This window comes from Streptomyces scopuliridis (assembly GCF_042790125.1).
Lineage (GTDB): Bacteria > Actinomycetota > Actinomycetes > Streptomycetales > Streptomycetaceae > Streptomyces > Streptomyces scopuliridis_A.
Map to the genome: position 1 here is coordinate 142,036 of NZ_JBHTZS010000009.1, position 24,915 is coordinate 166,950.

At 66.3% G+C, this 24,915-nt stretch carries 28 protein-coding genes and 1 pseudogene; 13 read left to right on the top strand and 16 right to left on the bottom strand.

Annotated features, from left to right (window positions below; all coding sequences use genetic code 11):
- Window positions 1-14: 14 nt before the first annotated feature.
- The 4 genes from ACFRKB_RS16615 to ACFRKB_RS16630 form a co-directional block, all read right to left on the bottom strand.
- Window positions 15-1,868, bottom strand: a complete 1,854-nt coding sequence (locus ACFRKB_RS16615; protein WP_383106527.1) for a sensor histidine kinase — start codon at window positions 1,866-1,868, stop codon at window positions 15-17.
- Window positions 1,869-1,888: 20 nt separating this feature from the next.
- Entirely contained in the window at window positions 1,889-2,644 is a 756-nt protein-coding gene (locus ACFRKB_RS16620; protein WP_383106528.1) for a response regulator transcription factor, read from the bottom strand.
- An 88-nt stretch (window positions 2,645-2,732) separates the two neighbouring features.
- Window positions 2,733-3,728 carry an amidohydrolase family protein gene (locus ACFRKB_RS16625; protein ID WP_383106529.1) on the bottom strand — a complete coding sequence of 332 codons (996 nt, stop codon included), beginning with the start codon at window positions 3,726-3,728 and terminating at the stop codon, window positions 2,733-2,735.
- Between the two features lie 17 nt (window positions 3,729-3,745).
- Complete coding sequence (locus ACFRKB_RS16630) at window positions 3,746-4,630, bottom strand: DUF2797 domain-containing protein (RefSeq protein ID WP_383106700.1); 885 nt, start codon at window positions 4,628-4,630, stop codon at window positions 3,746-3,748.
- Window positions 4,631-5,573: 943 nt separating this feature from the next.
- On the opposite strand from ACFRKB_RS16630, the gene ACFRKB_RS16635 reads away from it, so the two are divergent.
- Window positions 5,574-6,647: a DUF262 domain-containing protein gene (locus ACFRKB_RS16635; RefSeq protein WP_383106531.1), complete on the top strand. Its 1,074-nt coding sequence runs from the start codon at window positions 5,574-5,576 to the stop codon at window positions 6,645-6,647.
- A gap of 2 nt (window positions 6,648-6,649) precedes the next feature.
- Complete coding sequence (locus ACFRKB_RS16640) at window positions 6,650-7,405, top strand: HEPN domain-containing protein (RefSeq protein WP_383106532.1); 756 nt, start codon at window positions 6,650-6,652, stop codon at window positions 7,403-7,405.
- Between the two features lie 61 nt (window positions 7,406-7,466).
- Here the strand turns inward: ACFRKB_RS16640 and ACFRKB_RS16645 are convergent.
- Window positions 7,467-7,871 (bottom strand): annotated as a pseudogene (locus ACFRKB_RS16645) (UTRA domain-containing protein); the annotation flags it as partial.
- 498 nt (window positions 7,872-8,369) lie between these two features.
- Here ACFRKB_RS16645 and ACFRKB_RS16650 point away from each other — a divergent pair.
- Entirely contained in the window at window positions 8,370-9,125 is a 756-nt protein-coding gene (locus ACFRKB_RS16650) for a DUF5131 family protein (RefSeq protein ID WP_383106533.1), read from the top strand.
- A 2-nt stretch (window positions 9,126-9,127) separates the two neighbouring features.
- Here ACFRKB_RS16650 and ACFRKB_RS16655 read toward each other — a convergent pair whose 3' ends face one another.
- The 3 genes from ACFRKB_RS16655 to ACFRKB_RS16665 form a co-directional block, all read right to left on the bottom strand.
- Window positions 9,128-10,207: a three-Cys-motif partner protein TcmP gene (locus tag ACFRKB_RS16655; protein WP_383106535.1), complete on the bottom strand. Its 1,080-nt coding sequence runs from the start codon at window positions 10,205-10,207 to the stop codon at window positions 9,128-9,130.
- Between the two features lie 635 nt (window positions 10,208-10,842).
- Window positions 10,843-11,412 (bottom strand): hypothetical protein, encoded by a 570-nt coding sequence (locus ACFRKB_RS16660; RefSeq protein WP_383106536.1) that lies wholly within the window; start codon window positions 11,410-11,412, stop codon window positions 10,843-10,845.
- A 336-nt stretch (window positions 11,413-11,748) separates the two neighbouring features.
- Entirely contained in the window at window positions 11,749-12,054 is a 306-nt protein-coding gene (locus ACFRKB_RS16665; RefSeq protein ID WP_383106537.1) for a hypothetical protein, read from the bottom strand.
- Between the two features lie 171 nt (window positions 12,055-12,225).
- On the opposite strand from ACFRKB_RS16665, the gene ACFRKB_RS16670 reads away from it, so the two are divergent.
- Window positions 12,226-13,149: an FkbM family methyltransferase gene (locus ACFRKB_RS16670; protein WP_383106539.1), complete on the top strand. Its 924-nt coding sequence runs from the start codon at window positions 12,226-12,228 to the stop codon at window positions 13,147-13,149.
- A 118-nt stretch (window positions 13,150-13,267) separates the two neighbouring features.
- Here the strand turns inward: ACFRKB_RS16670 and ACFRKB_RS16675 are convergent, their stop codons facing one another.
- From ACFRKB_RS16675 to ACFRKB_RS16695, 5 genes are all read right to left on the bottom strand, one after another.
- A complete protein-coding gene (locus tag ACFRKB_RS16675; RefSeq protein WP_383106540.1) occupies window positions 13,268-13,696 on the bottom strand; it encodes a hypothetical protein in 429 nt (142 codons plus the stop codon).
- A 274-nt stretch (window positions 13,697-13,970) separates the two neighbouring features.
- Window positions 13,971-14,423: an ATP-binding protein gene (locus ACFRKB_RS16680; protein WP_383106541.1), complete on the bottom strand. Its 453-nt coding sequence runs from the start codon at window positions 14,421-14,423 to the stop codon at window positions 13,971-13,973.
- A complete protein-coding gene (locus ACFRKB_RS16685; protein WP_383106542.1) occupies window positions 14,420-15,157 on the bottom strand; it encodes a GntR family transcriptional regulator in 738 nt (245 codons plus the stop codon). Before ACFRKB_RS16685 ends, ACFRKB_RS16680 begins: the two co-directional genes overlap by 4 nt.
- Window positions 15,150-15,356, bottom strand: a complete 207-nt coding sequence (locus tag ACFRKB_RS16690; RefSeq protein WP_383106544.1) for a hypothetical protein — start codon at window positions 15,354-15,356, stop codon at window positions 15,150-15,152. The genes ACFRKB_RS16685 and ACFRKB_RS16690 overlap by 8 nt, the downstream gene beginning before the upstream one ends.
- Before the next feature lie 330 nt (window positions 15,357-15,686).
- The gene (locus tag ACFRKB_RS16695; protein ID WP_383106545.1) at window positions 15,687-15,968 is read right to left on the bottom strand and encodes a hypothetical protein; all 282 of its coding nucleotides are present in this window, start codon (window positions 15,966-15,968) and stop codon (window positions 15,687-15,689) included.
- Between the two features lie 76 nt (window positions 15,969-16,044).
- Here ACFRKB_RS16695 and ACFRKB_RS16700 point away from each other — a divergent pair, with 76 nt between their 5' ends.
- Window positions 16,045-16,800 (top strand): GntR family transcriptional regulator, encoded by a 756-nt coding sequence (locus ACFRKB_RS16700; RefSeq protein WP_383106546.1) that lies wholly within the window; start codon window positions 16,045-16,047, stop codon window positions 16,798-16,800.
- A gap of 121 nt (window positions 16,801-16,921) precedes the next feature.
- Here ACFRKB_RS16700 and ACFRKB_RS16705 read toward each other — a convergent pair whose 3' ends face one another.
- The 3 genes from ACFRKB_RS16705 to ACFRKB_RS16715 are packed head-to-tail and all read right to left on the bottom strand — an operon-like array spanning window position 16,922 to window position 19,042.
- The gene (locus tag ACFRKB_RS16705) at window positions 16,922-17,431 is read right to left on the bottom strand and encodes a DUF6584 family protein (protein WP_383106548.1); all 510 of its coding nucleotides are present in this window, start codon (window positions 17,429-17,431) and stop codon (window positions 16,922-16,924) included.
- 58 nt (window positions 17,432-17,489) lie between these two features.
- Window positions 17,490-18,248, bottom strand: coding sequence for a glycosyltransferase family 2 protein (locus tag ACFRKB_RS16710; RefSeq protein ID WP_383106549.1), 759 nt, complete (start codon window positions 18,246-18,248; stop codon window positions 17,490-17,492).
- A 5-nt stretch (window positions 18,249-18,253) separates the two neighbouring features.
- Window positions 18,254-19,042 (bottom strand): GntR family transcriptional regulator, encoded by a 789-nt coding sequence (locus tag ACFRKB_RS16715; protein ID WP_383106550.1) that lies wholly within the window; start codon window positions 19,040-19,042, stop codon window positions 18,254-18,256.
- 272 nt (window positions 19,043-19,314) lie between these two features.
- Here ACFRKB_RS16715 and ACFRKB_RS16720 point away from each other — a divergent pair, with 272 nt between their 5' ends.
- The 8 genes from ACFRKB_RS16720 to ACFRKB_RS16755 all read left to right on the top strand — a co-directional run bounded on the left by ACFRKB_RS16720 (window position 19,315) and on the right by ACFRKB_RS16755 (window position 24,844).
- Window positions 19,315-19,605, top strand: coding sequence for a hypothetical protein (locus ACFRKB_RS16720; RefSeq protein ID WP_383106552.1), 291 nt, complete (start codon window positions 19,315-19,317; stop codon window positions 19,603-19,605).
- Window positions 19,602-20,570 (top strand): DUF2637 domain-containing protein, encoded by a 969-nt coding sequence (locus tag ACFRKB_RS16725; protein ID WP_383106553.1) that lies wholly within the window; start codon window positions 19,602-19,604, stop codon window positions 20,568-20,570. Before ACFRKB_RS16720 ends, ACFRKB_RS16725 begins: the two co-directional genes overlap by 4 nt.
- A gap of 155 nt (window positions 20,571-20,725) precedes the next feature.
- The gene (locus tag ACFRKB_RS16730; RefSeq protein ID WP_383106702.1) at window positions 20,726-22,858 is read left to right on the top strand and encodes a cell division protein FtsK; all 2,133 of its coding nucleotides are present in this window, start codon (window positions 20,726-20,728) and stop codon (window positions 22,856-22,858) included.
- 163 nt (window positions 22,859-23,021) lie between these two features.
- Window positions 23,022-23,252, top strand: a complete 231-nt coding sequence (locus tag ACFRKB_RS16735) for a hypothetical protein (RefSeq protein ID WP_376579452.1) — start codon at window positions 23,022-23,024, stop codon at window positions 23,250-23,252.
- A 28-nt stretch (window positions 23,253-23,280) separates the two neighbouring features.
- Complete coding sequence (locus ACFRKB_RS16740) at window positions 23,281-23,475, top strand: hypothetical protein (protein ID WP_383106554.1); 195 nt, start codon at window positions 23,281-23,283, stop codon at window positions 23,473-23,475.
- Window positions 23,476-23,513: 38 nt separating this feature from the next.
- Window positions 23,514-23,759, top strand: coding sequence for a hypothetical protein (locus tag ACFRKB_RS16745; protein WP_383106556.1), 246 nt, complete (start codon window positions 23,514-23,516; stop codon window positions 23,757-23,759).
- Window positions 23,760-23,861: 102 nt separating this feature from the next.
- A complete protein-coding gene (locus ACFRKB_RS16750; protein WP_383106558.1) occupies window positions 23,862-24,524 on the top strand; it encodes a hypothetical protein in 663 nt (220 codons plus the stop codon).
- Window positions 24,524-24,844 (top strand): DUF6303 family protein, encoded by a 321-nt coding sequence (locus tag ACFRKB_RS16755; RefSeq protein ID WP_383106559.1) that lies wholly within the window; start codon window positions 24,524-24,526, stop codon window positions 24,842-24,844. The genes ACFRKB_RS16750 and ACFRKB_RS16755 overlap by 1 nt, the downstream gene beginning before the upstream one ends.
- The last annotated feature ends 71 nt before the right edge of the window (window positions 24,845-24,915 follow it).

Sequence of the window (24,915 nt, forward strand, 5' to 3'; positions counted from 1 at the left end):
CGCGAGGCGCGCTGTCACGGCAGTGTGGTGAGGCTGTGCCCTGTCTGTGAGTCACGGCCGGGGCCCGACGGGCGCTGCTGGGGCCGCTGTTGCCCCTGCGCGGGGTGGGTCTGCCCCTTGGCGGGCGGGCCGGGCAGACGTACGGAGAACACGGTCCGGCCGGGAACGCTCTGGACGGTGACGGTCCCGCCGTGCGCGGTGACGACCGCCTGGACGATCGCCAGGCCGAGGCCGGTGGAGCCGGCGGCGCGGGAGCGTGACGCGTCGCCGCGCGCGAAGCGTTCGAAGACATGCGGAAGCAGTTCGGGAGGGATGCCGGGGCCGTCGTCCTGCACTTCGAGGACGACAGAGGATCCACCGCCGGAGAGCGCACCACTGTCCGGGAATCCCTCGACGGGGACTCCAGCGTCCGGGCATCCCTCGACCAGGACACCACCGTCCCGGACACCACCGTCCGGGACTCCATCGGCCGGGATTGCCTCGGCCGAGGACCAGACGCCCGACGACCACACATCCCACGGTCCGCCGCCCCAGTACCCGCCGTCGCTTCTGCGGACGCGTGCGGTGACGGTGGTGCCGGGCGGGGTGTGCGTACGGGCGTTGGCAAGGAGGTTGACGAGCACTTGATGGAGGCGGGAGGCGTCGCCGTACACCGTGGCGGAGGGCTCGTCCGGCTCGGGCAGTTCAAGGCGCCAGTGGTGGTCCTGTCCGGCGGCATGGGCGTCGCTCACCGCATCCACGACCAGAGGGGAGAGATCAGTGCTCTCGTACGAGAGCGGGCGTCCGGCATCGAGCCGCGCCAGCAGCAGCAGATCCTCGACCAGGCCGGTCATCCGTTGCGCCTCGGCCTCGATACGTCCGAGCGCGCGCCGGGTGTCCGGTCCGGTCTCCTCGCGCCCGCGCCGGGTCAGCTCGGCATATCCCCGGATCGAGGCGAGCGGCGTACGGAGCTCATGGCCGGCGTCGGCGACGAACTGCCGTACCCGCGTCTCGCTCTCCTGCCTGGCCGCGAGCGCGGACCCGACATGCCCCAGCATCCGGTTGAGCGCCGCACCGACCTGTCCGACCTCGGTGCGTGGATCGGCCTCGGCGGCGGGGACCCGTTCGAGCGGGGCCACCTCACCACTGTGCAGCGGAAGTTCGGAGACCCGGGTGGCGGTGGTGGCCACGCGCCTGAGCGGTCGCAGCGCGACGCCGACGAGCGCACTGCCCGCGATACCGGCGGCGATCAGGCCGGCGACGGTGACACAGACCTCCACGAGCACCAGGGTGGTGAGGCTGTCCTGCACCTGAGCGGCCGGTACGCCCACGAAATAGGCGCCGTTGACGCCGACGACGTACTGGACCCGGTAGTCGACGCCGTCGGGCAGCGTGACGGTGTGTGCCGCGTTGTCCTGCGGGACGGCCGCTATGGCCGCCTTCTGCGCTTCACTGAGCGGCGTTTCCGCGATCGGCGGCCAGGTGTTCTCGTTCTTCTGAAGGGAGCTCATCAGCCCCCGGCCGACCGAACCGTCGGCCGTCAGCTCGATACCGACCGTCCCCAGGGGCGCGCCGCCACCCGTGACGATCTTCAGCGGGTCCCTGGCTTCGGGCAGGTCGCCGGACGGCCGGTCGCCGTCGCCCGTACCGTTCCCCGTACCGCTTCCCGCGCCGGCCGCCACACCGCTCCCTGCGTCGGTCGGCGCCTTCCCCGGCGGCGGCGGTCCGGCGGCCCGCTTGGCGATGGCCTGCACCTGCGCGTCCAACTGGTCGTACAGATACGAGCGGTACGCGATCGTCGTGACCGCCCCGATCACCGTCCCGACGATCGCGATCAGCGTGACCGCCGACACGACGAGCCGGGTCCGCAAGGACCAGCGCCGCTTCATCCCCCCTCGCCGGCGTCCCTTCACCGCGGGGCGTCGCCCGGCTCACCGGGCTTGATCAGATAGCCGGCCCCGCGCCGGGTGTGGATCATCGGCGGGCGCCCCGCGTCGATCTTCCGCCGCAGATAGGAGATATACAGCTCGACGACATTGGCCTGGCCACCGAAGTCGTACGACCACACCCGGTCCAGGATCTGCGCCTTGCTCAGCACCCGGCGCGGATTGCGCATCAGATAGCGCAGCAGCTCGAACTCGGTCGCGGTCAGATGGATGGACTGCCCGTCGCGGGTGACGTCATGGCTGTCCTCGTCGAGCGTCAGATCCCCGACGACGAGCAACGACTCACTGCGCACGGCCGCCGCGCCGGACCGCCGGATCAGCCCGCGCAGCCGCGCCACGACCTCCTCCAGGCTGAACGGCTTGGTGACATAGTCGTCGCCGCCCGCGGTCAGCCCGGCGATCCGGTCCTCCACTGAGTCCTTCGCGGTGAGGAAGAGCACGGGCACCTGCGGCAGCTCGCGGCGCAGCCGGCCCAGGACCGCCAGCCCGTCCATGTCGGGCAGCATCACGTCCAGTACGACCGCGTCGGGCCGGAAGTCCCGCGCCGAACGCATGGCACCCGCGCCGTCACTGGCGCTGCGCACCTCCCAGCCCTCGTACCGCAGGGCCATGGACAGCAGCTCGGTGAGCGACGTCTCGTCGTCGACGACAAGCACACGGACGGGGCTCCCGTCCGGCCTGAGCATTTCGGTACGCCCCCGGGGCGAGGTGATGGTCATGCTGTTCACCCTGGGGACGGCCTCTGAGATTGCCCTTGTCGCTTCCTGTGAAATCCCTGAGAAACGGCCGCGGGCCAACGCCTGGCGTCTAGAGGCCAGGGCCCGGATCCCCCGGGGCTGCATCCTGGTCGCCGGCGATCCCGAAGAGCCGCGCCCCGTTCTCGTAACAGACCGCCCGCAGCCACGCGTCCCCCAGCCCCAGCCGCTCCAGGGCCTCCAGCTGATGGACATACGGATAGGGGATGTTCGGGAAGTCCGTCCCCAGCAGGATCCGGTCCCCCAGATCCGCCAGCCGCGCCCTCGCCTCCCCGGGGAACGGCGCGAAGTTCTCACTGAAGTCCGTGAACGCCATGGTCGTGTCGAGCCTGACCTCCGCGTACCGCTCGGCGAGGTCCAGGAAGTCCACGTACTCCGGCATCCCGAGGTGCGCGACGATCAGCCGCAGCCGGGGATGGCGCGCCAGCAGCCGCCCCACGGGCTCGGGCCCGGTGTACTTGCCGGGCGCGGGTCCGGAGCCGCAGTGCATCACCACCGGGACCGCGGCCTCGGCGAGCAGCCCCCAGACCCGGTCGAGCCGCTCATCGTTCGGGTCGTACGCGCCCACCTGGAGATGCGACTTGAAGATCCGGGCGCCGCCCGCGCCCGCCCCGCCCGCGCCCGCTCCGTCGGCCCCCGGGCCGCCGCCCACTCCTCCCGCGCCGCCCTCGACGGCCTCACGTACGTACGCCTCGACGCCGTCCTCCGGGAAGAGCGTGGCCGTCCGCAGACAGTCCGGCGTACGCGCCGCGAACCCGGCGGCCCAGCCGTTCAGCCACTCCGCCATCCCCGGCTTGTGCGGGTAGAGCATCGAGGTGTACGCCCGCACGCCGAACGCGCGCAGCAGGGCGACGCGTTCGTCCTCCTCCTGCCGGTAGGAGATGGGCCACTCCCGGCCTATGAGCGGCCCGGCGGCGTCGAAGTACGCCCAGACCTTCCTGAGGACCCGCTCCGGCATGAAGTGCGTATGTACGTCGACGATGCCCGGGAGCCCCGTCCGCTCCCGGAACCGCCGTACGGCCTCGACCTCATCCTCGTGACCGCTCATACCAGCCCACTGTCCCTTCAGAAGAGCCCGTCCTGCACCCCGCCGCTGTGCACGTCCCTGACCGGTACGGTGACCACGCCCTCACCCCCGCCGCCGCCCGCCGCCGCCAACTCCCACCCGCTCATCAGCCGGGTGTCCAGGACCATCATCCCGCCGTCCCCGGTGGCGAGATGGAGATCGGGCCCGGCTGCCGCGACCAGCCGCCCCGCGACACGGCCGCCGTCCACGAGTTCCACCACGACGCCGGTGGCCGGCGCCAGTCCGGCCAGGCCGAAGGCCCCGGCATGGTCGACCGCCGCGAACTCCAGCCGCTCCAGCGACTGCGGCCACCCTTCCAGCGCCACCGCTCGTGCGTACAGCCGCTGGATCTCGTCCACCCGCTCCGCCAGGACCGGCAGCGCGGTCCGGACTGCCCGCTTCCGCGCGTACGGGATACGGTCCGGCACGCCCAGCGCCCTGCGCAGCAGCTCCTCGGTCCGCCGCGCGGCCATCAGCGGCCCGCGCCCGAGCCAGCTGAACGCGACCGCCCCCTGCTCCAGAAGGCGCGCGGACCCACGCTCCTCGGCGGTGATCCCGACCTTCACCATCCCGGGCCCGAACCAGGCGAGATAGACGCGATACGTGCGCGGATCATCGGCGATGGTGTCGGCGGCCACGGAACGCGCCCGGTCCAGCCGCGCGCACTCGCCGCACTGCCCGTCGGTACCGCGCCCGCCGATCAGCGCCCCGAGCGGACACCCATGCCCCCGCGCCCCGACGCACACACGCGCCCCAACGGCACGGAATCCCAGGTCACGCCCGTACTCCAGGACGCTCTCCCGCCGTGCGCCGCCCCCGTCCCGCCGCCATCCGAGCACGGGTGCCCCGTCCCTCCAGCGAAGCCCCTGGCACGTCCACCCCATACCGCCCAGGATGACAGCCACGGACGGCAAGGGCATGAGCACCGCCGTACGGCCGCCCCCAACTCCCGCGCGTCGGCCCGCCCGTACGACTTCCCCGCCCGCGCCCCGCACGCGACCTGCCCTCGCCCCGCCCTCGCCCCGTCCGGGCAACGCGAAAGGCCCCGGATCATCTCCGGGGCCTTTCGACGATGTGCACTCGGCAGGATTCGAACCTGCAACCTTCTGATCCGTAGCTCTAGCCGGATCGGTCAGTGACGGCCATACCGGCTACTGCAGGGCCCAGGAGAGGCGATAGCGGGCGCGGGCGGTTGCTGCGGTTGCGGTACGCCGCTGCTGTACAGCCGTCCCCTGGCCTCGGGCGGGCCTTGCGGGGTAAGGGGCCCCTCGTCACCTCTGTGTCTTGGCAACGAGGTCAGACAGCAGCAGATGGTTTTCCCCACCTCGTCAAGGCCCGCGCACGGCGCGGGTGCGCGCTACCCTGCGGCGCGACCTATCACCTGTTTTCGCCCCGGCTGGTCGCGGTACGTGCAAGCAGGCAAGGGCAGCACATCATCCGCGGAACACGATGATGTCTCCGGCGGGAGCGGCCGACATCGGCAGCATTGAGGCACGGGCGCCGAGTACAAGTCCGTGGGTGGCGCGAGATGTTGGGCTCCGTTCCTTCCGTATTCCGTAGACCGAGGCAGAGCCGAGCAGACGCGGCCCAGAAGCGTCAAGGTCGTTCGTACAGTGGCGCCCTCCACCTGGACCCCCCTGAACCATGCCCGCTCCACGGTGTGGGCGTTGACGGCGTTATGGAACGGCAGCGGTGGGGCGGAGGGTCTGCTAGCGGGCTGTGGCGCACGAGCCTTCATGACGAAAACGACGCTGATCAAAGCGCACGTCGATAGCATGCCAGAGGCCCTCGACCGAGCGGGCAATGACTAGAGCGAGAGGGCATGTCATGCAAGGGCAAGACCGCAATGAAGAGCTCACGAGTGAAGAAATTCAGGAAAATTGGCAACTCACCAAAGCTGACATCAGAACCGGCGCAATGGATTTCAGTATCGATTCATTGGTGAGGATTTTCGAGCAAGGGGATCTCGTAATTCCACCATTCGCCCGCCGAAAAGTCTGGACATCCTCTCAGAATTCCCAATTCATCGAATCACTTCTGCTAAACATTCCCGTACCTTCCTTGTTTTTTGCAGAGGACCCTGACACCTATAAATATTCGGTTCTTGACGGAACTCAGCGCCTCGACGCGGTGCTCTCTTACGTGAAAGGAGAGTACCCACTCCAGGGCCTCGAAAGTCTAGCGTCGGCCAACACGCTAACATTCGAAGAACTCCCCCACCGGATGCAGCGGCACCTACTCACGTGCACGATGCGTGCGGTAATCGTAGCCGCCACTTCCACTTCTGATGTGACAACTGCCGTGTTCTCCAGACTCAACACAGGAGGGACTCATCTGACGACACAGGAAATTCGAAATGCCATACATCAAGGTCCATTCAATTCACTGACGGTCGAACTTGCTGAAGGTGAAGATTTCCGTCGCGCTCTTGGCATGAGCTCAGGCAGCGTCAGACACATGCGTGACGCGGAGCTGATTCTGCGTTACTTTTGGCTCACTGATGAAGCATCGGATTCAGCGCCGTCACCTCAGGCGCTGACACGTTACTTGCAGCGCAAGAATGAATCTTCACCTGCAGAAATTGGAAAATACAGAGAATCATTCGTCACCACTCTAGATAAATGCCTAACAGCCTTTGGGTCTGAGGTTTTTAGGCGATGGCTACCCAGGCAAGACAAAGCAGAATCAAGATTCTCCACTCCTCTCTATGACGCCCAGATGTTGGCGGTCCGTAATTTCTCCAACCCTGAGATCAATCAAAATTCAGTTCAGATCCGCCTAGGCATGCGCAAGCTCTTTACTGATCCAGAATTCAAAGAGGTTCTCACACCATCTAACAAGCACCATTTGATGTCGCGCGTAAACGCAGTTGTTGCGATGATTGAAAGTGTCGCGAGGTAGCGATGCCGACTCAGAAATTCGGAACACAGCTCGACGACGTCGAGGATATGCTAGATCTCGCCGAATCCATCAACTTGCGCCACCCAGCATTCTCTTACTTGCCCAAGAGGCCGAGCACAAGCCCCTTGCTCGCAGGGGCCGTGGTGCTTCTTTGTGCCCGATTTGAGGAGTTCGTTAAGGACGTAGTCACATACGCGCTGGACAGGCATGGAGAAGCAACTCCGGAATTTACCCTTTGGGATCTTCCGGAACGGCTACAGCTTCTATTAATCACCAAAAATATGAATGCCGCCCTCCAGACGAAAAGATTCGGAAAATTGCGCGACCAGATGGACAGGATCAACGAGGGGAGGGCGGCAGCACAGGGGATAACTTCCGGTAAAATCAGCGCAGGGCAGGCAATTGAGACCGGAGGAAATCCGGGACCCGATACGGTCGCTGAGCTAATGAAGCTCGTTGGAGTCGAAAAGCCGTGGATGAAAATCTCAAGACATTTCGATGCGCATTACGCGGAACCTGCCAGGGTGGAGCTATCCGGGATGGCACTAGGTGATCTGCAGGAGCGTCTCGGTGAGTTGGTAGGGCTGCGCAACATCGTCGCACACAGTGGCGCACGAATCCCGTCGTCGCCGACCGAGATCCGCTTTAATGTGCATTTCGCGCGACATCTTGCTGACGCCATCTATCAGGTGCTTAAGGACCGGGTCGAGGAGGATGCACGGTCCAGTGGGAGGGTTCCTGGTCAATGGTCTAGATAGAATGTATGTGGAGCTTTCTCGTCTCTCAGTTTCCGTTTCGTTCAGTCCCGTTCATAGCCGTTCAGCGGGGCCTGTCAGCCTGGCGAACTGCCGCTCCACACGCCCAAGAACGCAGGTGAACGACTCCGATCTGTACGTCCTTCCCTTGGTTTCCTGCTCTACCGGGCACGGCAGGGGGCACGGGGGCCGGGATCTCGTAGACGATCTCGCAGTGCGCTGCGGGCACCACGATGTCCGCCGTCTCCACGGGCCGGCCCTGGTCGCTGTAGTACGTCCTCCGAATGTGCGTCACGAGTGCGGCCTTCTGGACGCCAAGTAGCGACTCCTCCTCGGCAGTTGCCTGCCGTGGCTCCGGCTGCTCGGCGCATGGCTGGGCGGTGACTCCGATCGCGGCCATGCGGTTCACGACACCTCTCCCGGCGTGTGGCCCTTCCTCGGGAAGGGCGACGAGCGTGCCGCTGGTGACACTGATCCGGGAAGCCTCGTGAGCTGGTCAGTAAGTCATCATGCGTGCCATGAGCTTGGAAATCACGGATCGTTGTGACCTCACGGGCTTGCTGGCCAGGCATAACGCTCAATCATCGCCCTCCTCGATCTAGCTTCGGTGGCTCAGTGCGACCGCCATCGCTCGCGCGGTCTGGCATACATCTGGCATGCACATGGGTAGCGCATGGTGGCGTCGAAGCCGACCGGGTGGGCGAGATGGTGCGGACGCTCGTGCAGCTTGTCACTGGCTCGACTCAGCAGCACGCGTATAGAACTGACAAGTGGCCGAGCGCGCGTGACAAAGCGACTGGTCAAGGGCCGATCCAGGGGCTGAGGGGCTACCGCGCTTGGAGGTTCTAAGGGTGATCGACATGAATCTGTGCCGTTCAGTACCGATGAAATGGTTTCCTCAGCGCTCCAGAAGCGTTGAAGATGAGGGAGTATGGGCAGAGCCCAAGGCGCTAGGATGGAGCCCAAAATGGCAGACCGAAGCACCATTGAGTGGACTGAGGCTACATGGAACCCCACCACAGGGTGTGACCGTATTTCTAAGGGCTGCGACAACTGTTATGCCTTGGTGCTAGCGAAGCGGCTGAAGGCGATGGGGTCTCCGAAGTACCAGGTCGATGGAGATCCACGGACGTCAGGGCCAGGGTTCGGGCTTGCTGTACATCCAGACTCGCTGAGGCTTCCGTACACGTGGAAGGCGCCGAGGGTGGTTTTTGTTAACTCGATGTCTGACCTTTTCCATGCACGAGTGCCGATTTCCTACATCAAGGATATCTTTGATGTAATGCGCGAAACTCCACAGCATACATACCAGATTCTGACTAAACGGTCTCGGCGAATGCGGAATGTTGCGGATCAGATTGATTGGCCTGAGAATGTCTGGATGGGGGTGACTGTCGAAGCTCCTGAATTTAAGGCAAGAATCAACGAGCTGAGGGACACTCCTGCATTCGTTCGCTTCCTGTCGTGCGAGCCGCTGATCGGACATCTCGGCACGGTTGACCTAAGCGGTATCGGCTGGGTTATCGCCGGAGGTGAATCGGGAAAGGGGCATCGTCCGATTGCGGAAGACTGGGTCACTTCCTTGCGGGATCAGTGCTCCGAGGCTGGTATCCCGTTCTTCTTTAAGCAGTGGGGAGGGCCGACCCCCAAGGCAGGGGGAAGGGTGCTGCAGGGGCGTACCTGGGACGAGTATCCGAAAGCCAAGTCCCGCGCTGGCGTATGAAGTCAGGGGAACGTGATCCAGGTACCGCCAGGGAAGCCGCTCCGGCCTCGTCGCTCGACCTGGATGATTCCCGCTCTCTCCAGCGGTGTCAGGACGGGCTTGCGAAGGTGTGTCTTCTTGTACGGCGTGTGGATCAAGGTGAACTGCTCCAGGGTCGTGATCGAAACACGTCGCCCGCTGTACTTGGCGAGAAGGGCTCGTCGCAGTGGGTCAGTGTCCACGGCCGAGTCAGTAAACAGCACGTCCTGGCCGGCCAACCGGTCCGAGAACTTAAAGCCGCCTCCAGGGTCGACCTTCCACATAGCCTCCTTCATTAACTCAACGCCCTTGATGTCGCGAGTCCCGTGAAAGAGGTAGTAGCCGATATGCCCAGTTTTATTGATCATGGCGAAGGACTGCACGTAAGGGAAATTACAGACGTCCGTGAGTTGCCGCCCGTAGAGATCGTGCAGGAACTGCTGACGGCTTTCACCGGGCGGGAGACTTCCTACCTGCTTGTATTCGCTTGTGCCGAAGAGGTCCACTAGGTGGTGATCGACGTTTCCCGCGGTGGCGAAACGGTTAACGTGATCAACCATATAGTTCACGAAAAGCTCGCAGCTTGCGAATGAGAGCAGATCCGCGAGGATGCTCATAGGGAGCCCTGAAAACCCAAATGGATCGACAAAGGCGAAAGTTGGTGCCAGGCGGCGCTTCTGGTTGCGAAGGTGATATATCAGGTTCGTTGCCGTCTCGGAAAACTCTGAGTTAACCAGCTGGACTTTGACGTTCTCCGGCCAGGGTTGGTTCGCTTCTTTGTATCCCTCAATTTGCTGAGCAAGGCTTTCGAAGCGATCCTTCTTTGACTCACAGAAAAAGAAAAGAAACTCGCACTTCATCTTGTCGAAGTACCTATGTGATAGCAGCGCGTCAAGTGCGATGAGCGGGGACCCCGGCTCGCCAGATTGGTAGCGCCCCGGGCCTGCGAAACCATCTAGGAACACAATCCTGCCGTTGTAGGAGGACAGGACGGGAAACCAACCACCTAGATATGACTTCAAAAGGTCATGCTTGGCTTTGGTATGCGGGTCAAGCTGCCACACGGTAGTCCTCGGTGCTGCCACGTGTCCCCCTCGACGCAGTCGACATGCTCGGCAGCATTATGGTTCCGACCCGCGCCCAAATGCACGCCATATGTCAATAATGGTCTACTCAAACACAGCAAATTCGCCCTAATGTTCGAATTTAGGTCAGCGGAACGGGTTTGGCCGGTGTCCTGCCCGGTTTGGGGTCGAGCATGGTCAGGGGGCCGTACGCTGGCCGGCAACTCGGGCAGGCTGGATCCTGCCCGGAATTTGAACGAGTGGCCCCCTGGTTTTGCTCGACGCGGGACCCGAACCGGGGAGGTGGCTAAAGCCGTGAAGCCGACCGCCCCAGCCACAGCGGGTTTCTTCCCCACCATGGTGCTCGCTCCAGTCGCGTTACCGGCGTAGCCGGGGCCAGAGCGGGCCGAAGGCAGGAGCGTCGGGCCCGGCGGTGAGCCAGGGAGCGCGCGGCTAGCGGAGCGAGCCGCCTTGAAACCGTAGAGAAAGTTGTAACTCAAGCCAGCAGAGTTTCTGGCTCGCGCCCGACGGTTTTCAAGAAGATCCAGCCGCCCGACGCGCCACTGACCAGTCCGAACACCACTCCATGGGCCAATCTGACCGCCCGTGGGGAACGTATGGGCGAGTCACGAGCCTCAGCTACCCGCCTGTTCACCATCCCGGCGAGCCGTCGGCAGCAGGAGGTCACGCTCTGGGTGGTTCTCGCCTGTGACCTTGCCTTGCACTCCGAGGTCCACCCGAGCGGCCTCATGGAACTCGTTGATCTCCCGGAAGGCGGCACGATTCCGCTCCCGCCACTCCTCCAGGGTGCCCACGGTCTTTCCGGTCGCCTGCCAGTCGATCTCGCGTACCGCGGCGTGGAGTTCGTGCGCCGCCTCAACGACCTCGTCCCCGCCGAGCAGCATGATCTGCTCGAACGACCGCCCCCGCTGGCGCTCGGCCTCCGACAGCTCCGTGAGCATCTCCGCTTCGGACTGTTCGCTCCGCCGGAGGCCCTCCTTGTGCTCGTACAACTGCACAGCCAGGAAGATGCCCGCCCGAACCCGGTCGACGTAGCCGCCATAGGCGTCAAGCTTCCGGTCGTCCCACCGCGTCAGCAGCTCCCGCCGATGCCGGCTCCGTTCCATCACGTAGTTGGTCAGATGCGTAGTCAGCGCACCGAGCAACACGGCCGCGACGGTGACAAGTTGCTCGCCGGTCCCCAACGCATCCCCCAACCAACTGAGTCATCTAGATCTCTAGAGGATCTTAGGAGTCCTCGGGCCAGGAGGCATGGGAAGAGCTGGAAGAGTGCGGCTAGTGCTGTGGCCGGAAAGGTTTGCCGGGGGCTCGCGGCGTCCGGTGCGGTGCGTCGCAAGGCGGAGGATCGCGCTCGTACTGGACGTACTCGCGCGCGTCCGACAACGCGGCGAGGTGCCGTGCCGGGCGTCGCGAGCCGGTGAACCTTTCCGGCCACAGCACTAGACGCAAGGGTGTGAGCCACTGCAGGTACGGGAGACTCGTAAGCGACGCGGGCACTCACGAGCGGGAGCTGAGGGCTGTCAGCCGTAGACCATGGCCATACCCAGCAGCAGCGCGTAAGCCAACGGAAGAATCGCAATACCGAGCGCCGTACCGGCGGCCACCATGCGCGGTACCCGCATGGTGCGGCGGTGCGGCAGAAGCCAGGCGACAGCGAGCAGGATCGTGGCGCCAACGATCAGGAGCGCTATGCCGCTGGTGTAACCGTCTCTGTAGAACAAGCCGTACTCTCCGACGAGGAGTGGCAGGCCCGGCAGGGTGGCAACCATGGGAGCCTTCCACCATGTGTCGTGGGCGGCGTAGAGCTGCGAATCGTCCTTGACCATGGTTCCCATCCCACCGACGCCAGGCGCCCAGGACATCGGGGAGCATACTCATCGCCCCCGTGCCCAGGTACTTATGCTTGCCTCATACCGGCAGCCAGCTGGACGAAGATCGTGCCGGAGGCCCCGCGAGCGGCGACACGGTTCGCGTGAACCGGCGGGAGGGCCAAGCAGATGATCAGTCTCAGCTCACAGACCCTGGTCAACCTTGGCCGCGCCTACGTCCGCTATGCCCCCGGGTCACCGGGTAAGGCCTCACTGGGAGCGGAATACCTGAACCCTCGGTTGCGGGAGCGCCCACGACGGCGGGTTGTCCGGTCGCGGTTCGGGGCTCGGTTCGCCGTGGATACTCAGGACCTCATCCAGCGGTACCTGTACATGTTCGGAGTGTGGGAGCCGCACATGACCCAGTGGCTACAGAGCCGGCTCCGGCCCGGAGACACATTCATCGACGTCGGAGCGAACATCGGCTACTACAGCGTCCTTGCGTCCGGGCTCGTCGGGGACGAGGGCCAGGTGGTGGCGATCGAGGCCTCGCCGGACTTCCATCGGAAGCTGTTGCAGCAGGTGCGGCTCAATCAGTGCAGCAACGTGCGGGCGGTTAACAGCGCTGTGTCGGACAGTCGGAAGACTCTGACGTTCGTGCTTGCCAGTTCAGCCAACATGGGGGCGAACAGCATCGTCCCGTACGACGGGCCAGCAGAGTCCTCGTTTGAGATTGAGGCGCGGCCACTGCCGGAACTGCTTGAGTCGGACGAGATCGCCCGTGCTCGCGTGATCAAGATCGATGTCGAGGGGGCAGAGGGGCCGGTCGTGCGGGGGATGGTGCCCATGCTCGACAAGCTGCGGCCGGACGTCGAGATCACGGTTGAGGTGACACCCGACCGGATGGCTCAGCTCGGGGACTCCGCCGAGGAGTTGGTGACGACGATGCGCGATCACGGGTTCCACGTCTACCGGCTTGAGAACGACTACGCACCTGAAAGCTATCCCGCGGCGATTCGCGGCAAGCCGGTTGTTCCGGTGAGGTGGCGCGGGGCAGTCGTTGAGGAGAGTGACTTGATCTTCTCCCGGATCGATGCGGAGACGCTCGCCTGATTCCCTGAGCCACGGAGACACGACAGGCCCCAGGTTCAGAGACCTGGGGCCTGCGTGGTGATGAGACGTAGCGCCGCATGACTGGGGGCTATCTCGTCTGTGCGTGCCGACTCGCGCGTTAGGTGCCACCCTCGTCGGCTTGGCGCTTCCTCGTCTCCGCGTCATGCGCGAGGCGTCTCAATGCCCGGCGCGTCCCTTCCTCCGTCTTCCAGTCGGGCGGCGATGTGCGCTCGTACGCCTCCCGTAGCGCGTCCATTCGCCGGTGGAAATCGCGGAAGGAGACGTTGCGCTCCCACCACTCCTCGGCTGCGATCAGGCACGCACCGAACCGGCTCAGGAGGGAAGGCTTCGGCGGGTTGAGGATCCGCTGAACGTTCCACTCCACACGTTCGTTCAGGTCCTCAGGGGCACGGTTACGCCTCGACTCTCGTCGGTCGATCAGGGCAAGAACCCAGCCGATGATGTGAGTCATGAGATCAACCCCGACTCCGCGCATGGGCACGGAGAAACCAGAAGGGGCAGGAAAAACGCCGGGCTGATCGTCCATCTCAGTACTGCGCCCTGGTGCAGCAGAGAGAGCGCCGCCGGTTCGCCTCGCTTAAGGTGGTCAGCGGCTGTCCACTGGTGGCGCTCAAGCCATTCGAATGCCCGCCGGGCCTGCACAGGATCGAGGCCCCCCGTCAGTGGGCGCAGATCCACACGGAGCCAGGACAGCGCTCCCCCTGCGCTCCGGACCGCGCGCGTCTTCTGCGTGCCGGGTGCATCGGCTCCCGCCGCGGTGACGGCGAACTCGCACCAGAACCCTGCTCGAATCCACAGGCTCACGATGCCCCCTGAGGGGCCGGCCGTTTGATCTGCGCCCATACCGTCTTGCCGACGGGGCGCTCTGCGACTCCCCAAGCGCCGCCGCTCAGGATGTCCACCATCTCCAAGCCCCGCCCACGCTCGGCGTCGCCCTGGTCCCCATCGCTGGGAGGGGACAGTACGGGGTGGCGCTCCGCGTCGGTGTCGGACACCTCGATGCGAATCACTTCGGGCTTCGGCACCACGACCAGCTGCCAGCGGGAATCGGGAAGAGCCCGGGCATGCGTTACCGCGTTCCCCGTCAACTCCCCCACCACAAGCAGCACGTCGTCCCTCGTGCCCGAGTCCACGTCCCATGTGTTCATGGCCGCTTCGAGCACACTGCGGGCAAGGGGAACGGATCGAGCGGTCATCGGAAGCTGGATATCGAACGAGGCCTCTGAGGTGGTGATGGCGTGCGACGTAGTCATCCTGCTGCCCCCACTTCCTGGGTAACAGAACGCTTGGTGAAGAGGGCATCGGTGCGGTCACCGGGCAGCACCAGGAGCGCCGCCTCCACCACCCGGTCACTGGCGTCGGTCGACGTACGTTCCACGGCCAGGACCGGGGCCCTGGTGCTGATGTGCAGGGTGTGCGCCTCCCACGCAGTCGGGAAGCGCGCGGTGACCCGCTCGGCGATCGCCGTCACCCGTACCCCCGCCCCGGACAGCAGTTGCCGCACGCTGTCGCCCCACGGCGACTCGTTCACGTCCGGCACCCCGAGCCGCGCCACGGCGTGAGGCACGTAGACACGGGCCAAGCTGCGCGGTGACGTCCCCTGGCAGCTGATGAAGGCGTACTCAGCCAGGGGACTGCCGGCTCGCACGGCCAGGAGCAGGGACAGCTGAGCATCCGCCTCCACCAGCGCGGTTTCGAGGCTCACGCTGACTGCGACCCCGGGTACAGGGCTCCGTCCGGCCTCATGCCTGTCGTTGGCGTACGTGATTCGCTGTCCCGGCCGGCGGATGAAGTTCCCGCTGCCGTGGCGCTTCTCCACCAGCCCCTCGCTCTGAAGAACCTCCAGCGCGTTCCGCAGCGTCGGTGTGCTGACCTTGTAGCGCAAGGCGAGTTCCTGTTCCGCGGGCAGCCGTTCGCCCACGGACAAGGCACCCGTCGTGATCAGGCGCCGGAGGTCGTCCGCGACGTGCTGGTACCGGTTAGCCATGCGTCCCGCCTTCGCTGGAGGCCTGGACCTTGCTCAGATGGCACGAGCACACGCAGGTCTCGTAGACGATCGGCACGGCGGCCGGGGAGGCTTTGAGCTCCGCCTCCTCGCACCTGGCGTGCGTACCGACACGGCAGGCCATCGAGTAGTACGGCACGGCCATGGCGGCGCTGGTCGGTTGCTGGTGACGGATCGACATCAGTGGACCTCCGCGGCGTTGAAGTACGGGCGGACCAGGAGCGTCCGGGGGCGCGGACGGCGCCAGAGCCGGGCTCGCTCTTCAGCCGTCAGTACGTACGGCCGTACGAGAGCGTTGTCTTCCGCGCGAAGCGGCGCGGCATGCTTCGGGCGGCGCGGTGGGCGCAGCGGCACCAACGCCGCAGGTGAGGTGCGTCGTTCGGGCTGGCCGGCGATCGCGCGATGCGAACCGCGCCGACGAGGTAAACGATGACGCGGTGAAGGTGGAGTGAGCTGTCGTCTGGTCCATGCGGCAGCACGGCGGATAAAGTCGAACACGCTGATCAGCTCCCTATAGCTGATGGGTGCGCCCCCGGACGGCGTCGTCCGTCACGGGGGCATTTCTGCGGATGGCGGCCCATGCGAGGCGACCGCCCGCGCTGCTGACGGCCAGCCCGAACCGATCGGCTGCTTCCAGCACCGCTAAGAGCTCCTGCCAGGACCCGGCCGAGACCGAGTCCGCGACCTCCATCTCAATGCGCGTGTGGTCGTCGTGATCCGTCACGCGCGGGGTGAACCCGGCGGCGGAGAGGCGCGTGGCCAGTTGGTCAGCCAGTCCTTGGGGTAAGGACACAGGTCCCCCGTCGCCGCAGGATCACTTTAAGTGAAGGTAGTTAACTAGATTAGAGCTAGTGGACTAGATTTTCCATATGCGTGAGCAACCGCCCTACCTCCGGATCGCCGACGTGCTGCGGCAGCGCATCGCTGACCAGGAGTGGACGCCGGGAGACCGGCTCCCGTCCCGCGCTCAACTCGCACAGGAATGCGGGGTCGGAGAGAACGTCATCCGCCGCGCGCAAGAGCTACTGATCTCACTGGGCGTGCTGGAGGGCCGTACGGGATCGGGCACGTACGTCGCCGAACCGCGCGAACGCCTGCGCATGGTCCGCTCGCAGTACCGCGAGCAGCGTGGGGGATCACCGTTCCGAGCCGACATGGCGTCGCTCGGCAAGCGCGGTACGTGGGAGAGCCGTACTGACGCGAAGGTCCCGGCGCCGGCGGACATCGCCGCGCGGCTCGGCATCTCCGAGGGAGACCTCTGCGTCCGCACCGCGTACGAGTTCCTGGTCGACGGTAAACCGGCTCAGGTATCGACCAGTTGGGAGCCGTACGAGATCACGGCCGGCACGTTGATCGTGCTGCCCGAGGGCGGACCGCACGCCGGCGCGGGAGTGGTCGACCGCATGGCGGAGATCGGCATCACGGTCAGCCACGTCGTGGAGCAGCCGGAGCCCGGACAAGCCAACGCCGAGGAGGCGACGCTCCTCGGCGTACAGCGGGGCGCACTCGTCACGCGCATCCGGCGGACGTACTACAGCGACGACTCCCGCCCGGTAGAGACGGCGGACATCGTCATCCCGGCCGCTACCTGCGAGATCGTTTACGAGGTGCCTGTCCAGAACTGACAACCCCGACAAGGTGCTGCTCGCCGCACCGACCGAAAGGCCGGAATGACCGTGCGAACCGCGAAGGCCTCGTAGGCACCACGGGACTTCGCAGTCCTTTTGGCGGCATCTCGGCTCTGGGTCAGTCGAAAAGGTCGATGAGGCCGTTCACCCAGATCGCGAAGAACACAACTACCGCCAGCAGGCATCCCGCACCCGCCAAGGATTGGGCGAGTACGCCGCCCTCCGGTGCGTCGTCATGCAGGGCAGCCAGGCTCATGTCCCAGTCGACGGGGCGCCCGACGGCATTTGAGCAAGCAGTCCGAACCGCCGACAGTTGCTCCGCCGCGAAGGCAGAATCGGCGAGAGGCTCAGGCCCATGCCAGGCCAATGCCCGCATGAGCCGACCGGGAGTGTGGTACCTCGCCTCGAAGACAGCGGTCTCCTCCGCGTCGCGGTCTTCTTCGAGATACATCCATCGTCCGGCTTCCGCGCGGTCGCCGTACAGCCGATACACCTCAGCCAAGCGCCTGCGAAGTGCCAGGTTGCCGGGGAAGGAAGAAACGAGTCCGCGCAACCGCTGGCGCGCCATAGGTATCCGCCCGGCAGCCAAGTCTGCCTCGATCCGCTCCAGAGTGTCTGCCAATGCCATGCCCCCATGATCGGGTACATGCGTGAGCCCACTCGACCGGTTTTTGGTCGCGCGGACCTCAGTCTCCGACCGGGTAGTGCCACCGGAGGTAGGAGAGCGCCCGCGCCCTGGCCTCTACGACCGCCATGCGGGCATCCCGCTCGGCCGGGTCGGTGTGCGCGGCCTGGCCCGTCGCCTGGCCGGGCCACTTGCGGTACAGGAGCCCCACCTCCGGTGAGAACCAGCCGCGGCTGACCGAGTCCAGCGCGAGCAGCAGCCCCGTGTCCTCCGAGGCCGGCAGCGCCATCCACCCGCCGAGAGCCAGCACCAGGTCCCGGCGCGCGAAGAGCGTCGCCGGGTGGACGGGGGCCCGGTAGTTGTTCGCCGACCAGTACGCGGCCACCGCGCCGCGCTCGATCGGACCCGCGTCGGGGTCCCCCTCGAAGCCGACGGTCGAGCCGTCCGGTAGCAGATCCAGTACCCGCGATGTCGCCCAGCCGAGCGTGGGGTCGGCTTCGAGCGCCGCCAGGTCTCGGGCCAGCGCCCCCGCCGGCAACTGGTCGTCGGCGTCCAGGACCTTCACGTACTCGCCGTCCGCGTGCGCCAGCGCCAACGTACGGGCCGTGCCCGGACCGCCGGGGCGACCCTGCTTGAAGGTCACCCGCGCATCGTCGGGTACGTACGGTGCGACCTCGTCGCTGCGGCCGTCCTCCTGGATCAGCCAGTGCCACTCCCACCCCTCAGGCAACTCCTGCTCGCACAGCGACTTGTACGCGTCCGGCAGGAAGTGGGCGGACGGTGCGTGCACGGCGGTAATGACGATGATGCGCCGGCTCACGGCACTCACCACCTTTCCAGGGGAGTGGCGAAGAGCATTTCCGTACGGTCACCGGGCAACGTGACGTCGGACATCTCCACGACGCGGTCATTGAGGTCGAACGAGGTCTTCCGGAGCAGGAGGACCGAGGTGCCGGGCGGGAGCTCAAGCTCCTCCGCCTCTTCGGGTGTCGGCGGCCGGGCGGTGACGCGCTCTTCGATGCGGTCCAGCTCGATGCCGACCGAGAGCAGTTGGTTCTGCGTACCGCCCGGCCACGGCTCATTGGCCGCGTCCAGGAGGTCAGAGTTCGACTCGACCAGCGCACGGATGAGGTACGAGGTGACCAGGGCGAACGGAGCGGTCTCGGCGGCGTACCGCGTCCGATACGTACGCTCCACGAGGGCGCTCCCCTCAGGAACGCCGAGCGCCTCGGCGATCTCCTTGTCCGCCTTGGTCTCGCGGTACGAGGCGTGGAACACGAGGTCGTTCACCTCAAGCCCGGTGTCGTGCTCGGTGGAGCCCGTCTCCAGTCGCTTGGCCTCTGGCTCGCGCGCCCGGTCTTTCTCCCACTGGTGGCGGTCGTTCGTGCGCAGCACCCTCGTACGGGCCTTGCGGACGAAGTTCCCGCGGCCGTGCAGCTTCTCGATCAGCCCCTCGTCCTGAAGGAGCCTGAGCGCGTCACGGATCGTCGGCACGCTCCGCCTGTAGTCCTCGGCGAGCTTCGTCTCCGAGGGCAGACGGTCGCCGGGCTTCAGCTCACCTGCGCGGATGGACTCTCGAAGCTCGTCCGCGATCCGCTCGTATGCCTTGGCCATGGATGCTCACCCGTCCCGTCGTGCCACCAAGCCCGACTTGACATGTGAGGCGACCGGGCGGCTTGGGGCCAGCATACGACTCCTAAAGAGGTCTTGACGACTGGGGGAGGGATGCTCCATAGTCCTAGCTACTCATAAAGAGGTCTTGAGGAGAAGACCTCTTTATGAGTTGCTTTGACATGGCCGGTGACGGCGGTCGACGGGTCAGACGATGCCCGCCGGGCCGGCTTCGCCCATCCCATCCAGGACCAGGAGAGAAGGTGAGGACCCCCATGCGTACGTACGTCGGCGGCTGGGCGGCCCACGCATTAGAGGAGCGGGAGCCGCAGCCGGATTCCGAGGACTTCCGGGACCTCTTCCTCGGCGAGTACGGCGAGACCGCCGAGCAGCGGGAAGTCAGGAGGGCAGCCGCCCGCGATGTGCTGCTGGAGCTGCTTGAGCAGAGCGAGAACGATGAGATCTCCCTGCTCAACGCGGTGTACGCGGCTCAGCTCAGCAGCGTCGCGGCGCTGAGGAACATGGCTCGGGCGCTGTCGGCGGCGTGGACGAGGGCCGCCGCATGAGCCGACCTCCCGCGCCTCTTCTGCTCAGCACAGTGGACAAGGCACTGCTCGGCATCGTGATCCCGGCCGGTGGGGCGGTTGGTGGCCTCGGCCTTGTCGCCTCGTTCGGCTCTGTCTCCTCGGCCGCTGAACGCTGGGGATTCACCGAGGCGTGGATGCTCCCGGTCGGTATCGACCTGGCCATCCCGGTCTTCACCGCGGCCAATCTGCTGTTGATCCGGCTCGGCATGCCGTTGGCCTGGGTACGGTTCGTGCCCTGGGCGCTCACGCTGGTCACCTGCTGGCTGAACGTCGCGGCCGGGACCTCGATCTCGGCGAAGATCGCCCACGGATCGATGCCGCTGCTGTGGGTCGTGCTCAGCGAGGTCGCGGCGCACGTCTACGCCGTCCGCATCGGGGTGGCGACCGGGGCCCGGATGGAGCGCATCCGGCGCTCACGCTGGCTGTTCGCGCCCCTTACGACGCTGATGCTGTGGCGTCGGATGGCGCTCTGGGAGACGACCGACTATCGCGAGGCTCTGGCTCTGGAGAAGCAACGGCTCCTCGTTCGGGCCGAGTTGCGCGAGAGCTACGGTCGGGCCTGGCGACGCAGGGCGCCGCACCGCGATCTGGTGTTGCTCAAGCTGGGCGAACTGGCTCCGGACGGATACCTCCCGACCGACGCCGAAGAAGAAGACCAGCCCGCCCCGACGGCGGCGGCGGACCGTGAGTCGGCCTCGGAGCCCAAAGTCCGGCCGCGTTGGAAGGCGAAGGCGCAGAAGTACCGCCCGCGCATGACGTGGGACGAGGCGATCAAGAAAGCCCGCGAGGAAACGGCGTCTTGGCCCTACGAGCGCCTGGACGCCGAGCCCATCCGTAAGGCCGTCGGCTGTGGCCAGGACCGCTCGCGCCAACTGCGCGACGTACTCAGGTCCGAGCGCCGCGCGGCGGAAGCGGAACTGGAACCGGCCGTGGCTGTGGTCTGAACAGACCGACCTAACGTTTCGAACTGAGGCCCGGCCGCTGCTTTGGCGGGTAGGGCCGGGCCTCAGCCTCCCTCCCTATCCGGAAGGAAGTGCCAGTGAAGCACGAGGATCACAACGACCAGGAGCGCGAGTTCTTCGCGCGGTTGGAGAAGGAGATGAGCGTCGGTAAGCCCGGGTCGGAGCGGTCAGCCCCGGCCGAGGCCCCGACCGAGTCGGCCGACTCCCACACGACCGAACACGGCGAACACGGCGATCCGGACGAGACAGTCATGGTCGACCGTCCCGGCGGACCGTCGGGCCCCGGGCTGATGGACCGCGTACGCGGCGCGAAGCGGCGCGCGGTCTTCCCCGCCTGGGCCAAGTCCCGAGCCGAGTTCACCAGCGCGAGCAAGGGCGTGGCCGCGTATGCCTGGCACGTCACCTCGTACCACGCGATCCGTACACCGTGGTACGCCCTGCGCCTCGTACTACAGGCGCCACGGGGCATGTCCCGGTTCATCGGCGGCTCGCTGCGGTGGATGGCGGACGCCGAGGGCGGGCCACTCCGTCAGTCGGCGGCCACGAACGACGACATCGACGACTATCTGAAGCTCTGCCGACAGCGGGACCGTCGGGTGCGGTGGCGTACGGTCGTCGCCGTCCTCGCCTCGATCGTCGGGCCGACCACGGCGCTGACCCTGTACGTTCTGGCCCCGGCCTGGCTGCTCGCCCTCGCATGCACGGCCGCCACTCTCGCGATGGGTTGGTTGGGCCAGGCCGCCGACGCTCCGGTCATCAACAGGGCTGTGGAAATCCCCAAGGCCACCAAGCTGACCAGCGACATCGTGTTGCGCGCACTGGGGTCGATCAGCATCGCCGCCATCAACCAAGCCCAGTCCAAGGGCGATCCGGGCTTCTCCTTCACCGCGCCCATCACCCGTGACGGTCCGGGGTGGCTGGCCGTGGGGGACCTGCCGTTCGGCGTCACCGTGACGGACGTCGCCGACCGTCGCGACAAGTTGGCCTCGGGTCTCCGGCGCCCGCTGGGCTGCGTATGGCCGGAGGCCGTCCCGGACGAACACACCGGCCGGCTCCGGCTCTGGGTCGGGGATCAGGACATGTCTCAGGCCGACCAGGCGCCGTGGCCGCTCGCGAAGTCCGGCAGCACGGATCTCTTCAAGCCCGTCGTCTGGGGAACTGACCAGCGCGGACGGTGGGTGGGCGTCACGCTCATGTTCATCGCCGGTGTCATCGGTGCCATCCCGAGGATGGGCAAGACGTTTTTGCTCCGGCTGCTGCTGCTCATCGCCGCGCTCGATACGCGGGCCGAGCTGCATACGTACGACCTGAAGGGCACCGGCGACCTGGACTCGGTCGGTGACCGTGTCGCGTACCGACACCGGGCGGGGGAAGAGGACCCGGACATCGAGTACGCCATCGCGGACCTGCGAGAGCTTCAGGGTGAGCTGCGGAGGCGAGCCAAGGTGATTCGCTCGCTGCCCCGGGACATCTGCCCTGAGTCGAAGGTGACCACCGAACTGGCCTCCAAGCGCTCGCTCGGCCTCCACCCGATCGTGGTCGGGGTGGATGAGTGTCAGGTCTGGTTCGAACACGCCAAGTACGGCGGGGAGTTCAAGGACATCTGCACCGACCTGGTCAAGCGCGGACCGGCCACCGGGATCGTTCTGCTACTGGCCACGCAGCGGCCGGACAAGGACAGCATCCCGACTGCCATCAGCGCCAACGCCTCGGCCCGCTGGTGCCTGAAGGTCATGGGTCAAATCGAGAACGACATGGTCCTCGGCACCGGCGCGTACAAGCGCGGCGTGCGCGCGAGCATGTTCGCCTGGGGTGACAAGGGCATCTCTTATTTCCTCGGTGAAGGCGCGGACGCCCGGATCGTCCGCTCGGCGTTCATCGACGCCGTACAGGCCGACCGGATCGCGCTCCGCGCACGTGCACTACGAGAGAGCGCCGGCACCCTCGCCGGGCACGCGCTCGGTGAACAGCCCGCGTCGAATGCGGTCGCCTCGTACGACCTGTTGGCCGATCTCTGCGCCGCGATTCCCTCCGACAAGTCGAAGCTCTGGAACGAGGTTGTCGTCCCGCGTCTCGCCGAACTCCGGCCGGACGTCTACGGCGAGTGGACCCCGGAGCAGCTGACCAGCGCGCTGAAGCCGTACGGCATCCGCACCGCGCAGGTATGGGGCACCACCGAGGACGGCAAGGGCGCCAACCGCCGTGGCATCAAGCGCGCCGACGTCCTCTCGGCGATCACGAAACGTGACGGGAAAGCGGAAGCGGCATAGCCGTTCGCGCCGCTGGACCTAGCGGCGAGCCCCGCTAGGTCTAGCACCCCCGCTAGCGCCCAAAACCAACTCTGAGCAGGCAACTAGCCCCTAGCGGCCCTGCCTGGCTCATGCCCTGATTCCTGCCCTGGGAGGGGTTGTCATGCCTTCTCTGCTCTCCGCTATGCCCATCCTCATAGTCGCCACGCTCTGCTACGGGCTGATGTGCGCCGCGAGTCCGTACGGCGCCTGCCGCAAGTGCAAGGGCTGGGGCCACAAGATCCATCAGACGCGCACCGGACGGCTCAAGCGCGGTCGCCAGTGCAGGCGCTGCTACGGCTACGGCAGGCGCCTCCGCATCGGCCGACGCCTCTATAACGGCGCCGCTCGCCTCCACCACGACGGCACCCGCTGATCACCAACAGCTTCTGGAGGCCACGCCCATGTTCCTGACGATCTCCGCACTCGCGCTGCTCGGGCTCCTGCTGACGCTGCTCCTGCGCTTCAAGGCCGTCGGCATCGGGGCCGCCGTGGTCGCCGTGCTCTTCGGCTTCTACCTCTCCCGTACCGGAGCCGCCGAGTCCATCGACCAGGTCATGACCGCGCTCGCCGATGCCGTACGCGACCTCGGCAACTGACCCGGATCTCACCCATCCCACCGAGAGGAACCCCGCCCATGTCCGAGCAGTACGCCACCGTCCCGCCCCAGATCTCACTGATGGCCGCCGGTGAACTCCGGGACGCCCTTGAGGCCATCAGCGAGGGCCGCGGCCCCGCCGCCGTCGCCTCGCTGATGGCCATCGACTCCGCCTCCTGGCAGGCGATCGAACAGCGTCTCGCCGTCGTCGTGGGCAGCGACCTCCGAACACTCCTGCTGGCGTCCGCCGGCGGCACCAGCGCGGTGCGGCAGTTCGTCGGCTGACGGTCCTCTGTGCGGCTTCAACTCCCCTCATCCCGGTCGGAGGTGGAGCCGCGCGGAGGACCGGACAGCCCGCCCGGCCCGCGCCCGACACGGAGGATCTCCATGCCCAAGCCGACCCCCGCGTGGTTCGACACCCTGACCGCGAGCGTGCATGCCCTCGGAGCCGCCGCCCGCGAATACCGAACCGCCCACCAGACGGCGTGCACCGCCTCATGGCACGTCGATCCCACGCGAGTGCTGCCCGTCAACGGCAAGCTGAGCGTTCTCGAAAGGGACTTCGTACGTCCGCAGGACGATGCCCTCTGGCGGCTCGGTGAGCTGTACGGCGACCTGCGCGACACGACGAAGAAGCTGTACGAGAACACGGCGCAGGCATACGCGTACGGCACCGCCACGGTCGTGCAGTCCGTACTCAACGGCGCGCGTCCGGCTCACATCGAGCTCGGGCGTCGCGACGGGTGTTACGTACTGCCGGCCGGACCCCTTCCCGATATGCAGGACGGGCTCAGCCGGTGGACCGGAAGCGAGCGGCTCGCCCGTCTGCGGCAGCGGGTACTGGAGCAGGAGTGCGCCCTTGCGTACGTATCCGACTTCGCGTTCTACGAGGACCTGGCGGACTACGAGTGCGCCGAACTCGCCCATGCCTCCGAGCACGCCGCAGGGCTGGCGGACAGTGCGTACGCCTACGGCGAGGCGGCTGAGAGCGCCCTGCACTTCGTGCTTCTCACGGCGGCGACCAACCAGGTTTCCGGGGGAGACCGATGATGCGGGAGATCCCCCTGCTCACCGCACAGATGGGGCGCACCGGGGACGGCTCCCACTGGGCTGTGTACGTCGTCCTCCCCGGCGAGAGCCGGTGGCCGGAGGTGCTGCTCCCCGCCGACAGGGGCATCCCCAGCGTCAACGACCGCGCCGCCGCCCTCAACCGGCTCGGCTATGTCCCGATCACGACGTGCCCGTACTGGCACTGGGTCGAGACGGAGAACCCGCGAGACACCGCATCCCCGGTCCGGCTGATCGCCACCTTGGCCGTCCTCCCAGCGAAGTCTGAACACCCCGCAGAAGACCTCACCCGGCACTCATAACTGTGCCCGGGGCAGCGGTCGACGGGTCAAAGACGCCCGCTGCCCCGGTTCCTCCCATCCCATCCACGGAA

What these genes read in the sequence shown, in the direction of transcription:
- ACFRKB_RS16615 (WP_383106527.1), bottom strand. Translation starts at nt 1,868, where the DNA reads ATGAAGCGGCGCTGGTCCTTGCGGACCCGGCTCGTCGTGTCGGCGGTC.
- ACFRKB_RS16620 (WP_383106528.1), bottom strand. Translation starts at nt 2,644, where the DNA reads ATGACCATCACCTCGCCCCGGGGGCGTACCGAAATGCTCAGGCCGGAC.
- ACFRKB_RS16625 (WP_383106529.1), bottom strand. Translation starts at nt 3,728, where the DNA reads ATGAGCGGTCACGAGGATGAGGTCGAGGCCGTACGGCGGTTCCGGGAG.
- ACFRKB_RS16630 (WP_383106700.1), bottom strand. Translation starts at nt 4,630, where the DNA reads ATGGGGTGGACGTGCCAGGGGCTTCGCTGGAGGGACGGGGCACCCGTG.
- ACFRKB_RS16635 (WP_383106531.1), top strand. Translation starts at nt 5,574, where the DNA reads ATGCAAGGGCAAGACCGCAATGAAGAGCTCACGAGTGAAGAAATTCAG.
- ACFRKB_RS16640 (WP_383106532.1), top strand. Translation starts at nt 6,650, where the DNA reads ATGCCGACTCAGAAATTCGGAACACAGCTCGACGACGTCGAGGATATG.
- ACFRKB_RS16650 (WP_383106533.1), top strand. Translation starts at nt 8,370, where the DNA reads ATGGCAGACCGAAGCACCATTGAGTGGACTGAGGCTACATGGAACCCC.
- ACFRKB_RS16665 (WP_383106537.1), bottom strand. Translation starts at nt 12,054, where the DNA reads ATGGTCAAGGACGATTCGCAGCTCTACGCCGCCCACGACACATGGTGG.
- ACFRKB_RS16670 (WP_383106539.1), top strand. Translation starts at nt 12,226, where the DNA reads ATGATCAGTCTCAGCTCACAGACCCTGGTCAACCTTGGCCGCGCCTAC.
- ACFRKB_RS16675 (WP_383106540.1), bottom strand. Translation starts at nt 13,696, where the DNA reads ATGGACGATCAGCCCGGCGTTTTTCCTGCCCCTTCTGGTTTCTCCGTG.
- ACFRKB_RS16680 (WP_383106541.1), bottom strand. Translation starts at nt 14,423, where the DNA reads ATGACTACGTCGCACGCCATCACCACCTCAGAGGCCTCGTTCGATATC.
- ACFRKB_RS16685 (WP_383106542.1), bottom strand. Translation starts at nt 15,157, where the DNA reads ATGGCTAACCGGTACCAGCACGTCGCGGACGACCTCCGGCGCCTGATC.
- ACFRKB_RS16690 (WP_383106544.1), bottom strand. Translation starts at nt 15,356, where the DNA reads ATGTCGATCCGTCACCAGCAACCGACCAGCGCCGCCATGGCCGTGCCG.
- ACFRKB_RS16700 (WP_383106546.1), top strand. Translation starts at nt 16,045, where the DNA reads ATGCGTGAGCAACCGCCCTACCTCCGGATCGCCGACGTGCTGCGGCAG.
- ACFRKB_RS16705 (WP_383106548.1), bottom strand. Translation starts at nt 17,431, where the DNA reads ATGGCATTGGCAGACACTCTGGAGCGGATCGAGGCAGACTTGGCTGCC.
- ACFRKB_RS16715 (WP_383106550.1), bottom strand. Translation starts at nt 19,042, where the DNA reads ATGGCCAAGGCATACGAGCGGATCGCGGACGAGCTTCGAGAGTCCATC.
- ACFRKB_RS16720 (WP_383106552.1), top strand. Translation starts at nt 19,315, where the DNA reads ATGCGTACGTACGTCGGCGGCTGGGCGGCCCACGCATTAGAGGAGCGG.
- ACFRKB_RS16725 (WP_383106553.1), top strand. Translation starts at nt 19,602, where the DNA reads ATGAGCCGACCTCCCGCGCCTCTTCTGCTCAGCACAGTGGACAAGGCA.
- ACFRKB_RS16730 (WP_383106702.1), top strand. Translation starts at nt 20,726, where the DNA reads ATGAGCGTCGGTAAGCCCGGGTCGGAGCGGTCAGCCCCGGCCGAGGCC.
- ACFRKB_RS16735 (WP_376579452.1), top strand. Translation starts at nt 23,022, where the DNA reads ATGCCCATCCTCATAGTCGCCACGCTCTGCTACGGGCTGATGTGCGCC.
- ACFRKB_RS16740 (WP_383106554.1), top strand. Translation starts at nt 23,281, where the DNA reads ATGTTCCTGACGATCTCCGCACTCGCGCTGCTCGGGCTCCTGCTGACG.
- ACFRKB_RS16745 (WP_383106556.1), top strand. Translation starts at nt 23,514, where the DNA reads ATGTCCGAGCAGTACGCCACCGTCCCGCCCCAGATCTCACTGATGGCC.
- ACFRKB_RS16750 (WP_383106558.1), top strand. Translation starts at nt 23,862, where the DNA reads ATGCCCAAGCCGACCCCCGCGTGGTTCGACACCCTGACCGCGAGCGTG.
- ACFRKB_RS16755 (WP_383106559.1), top strand. Translation starts at nt 24,524, where the DNA reads ATGCGGGAGATCCCCCTGCTCACCGCACAGATGGGGCGCACCGGGGAC.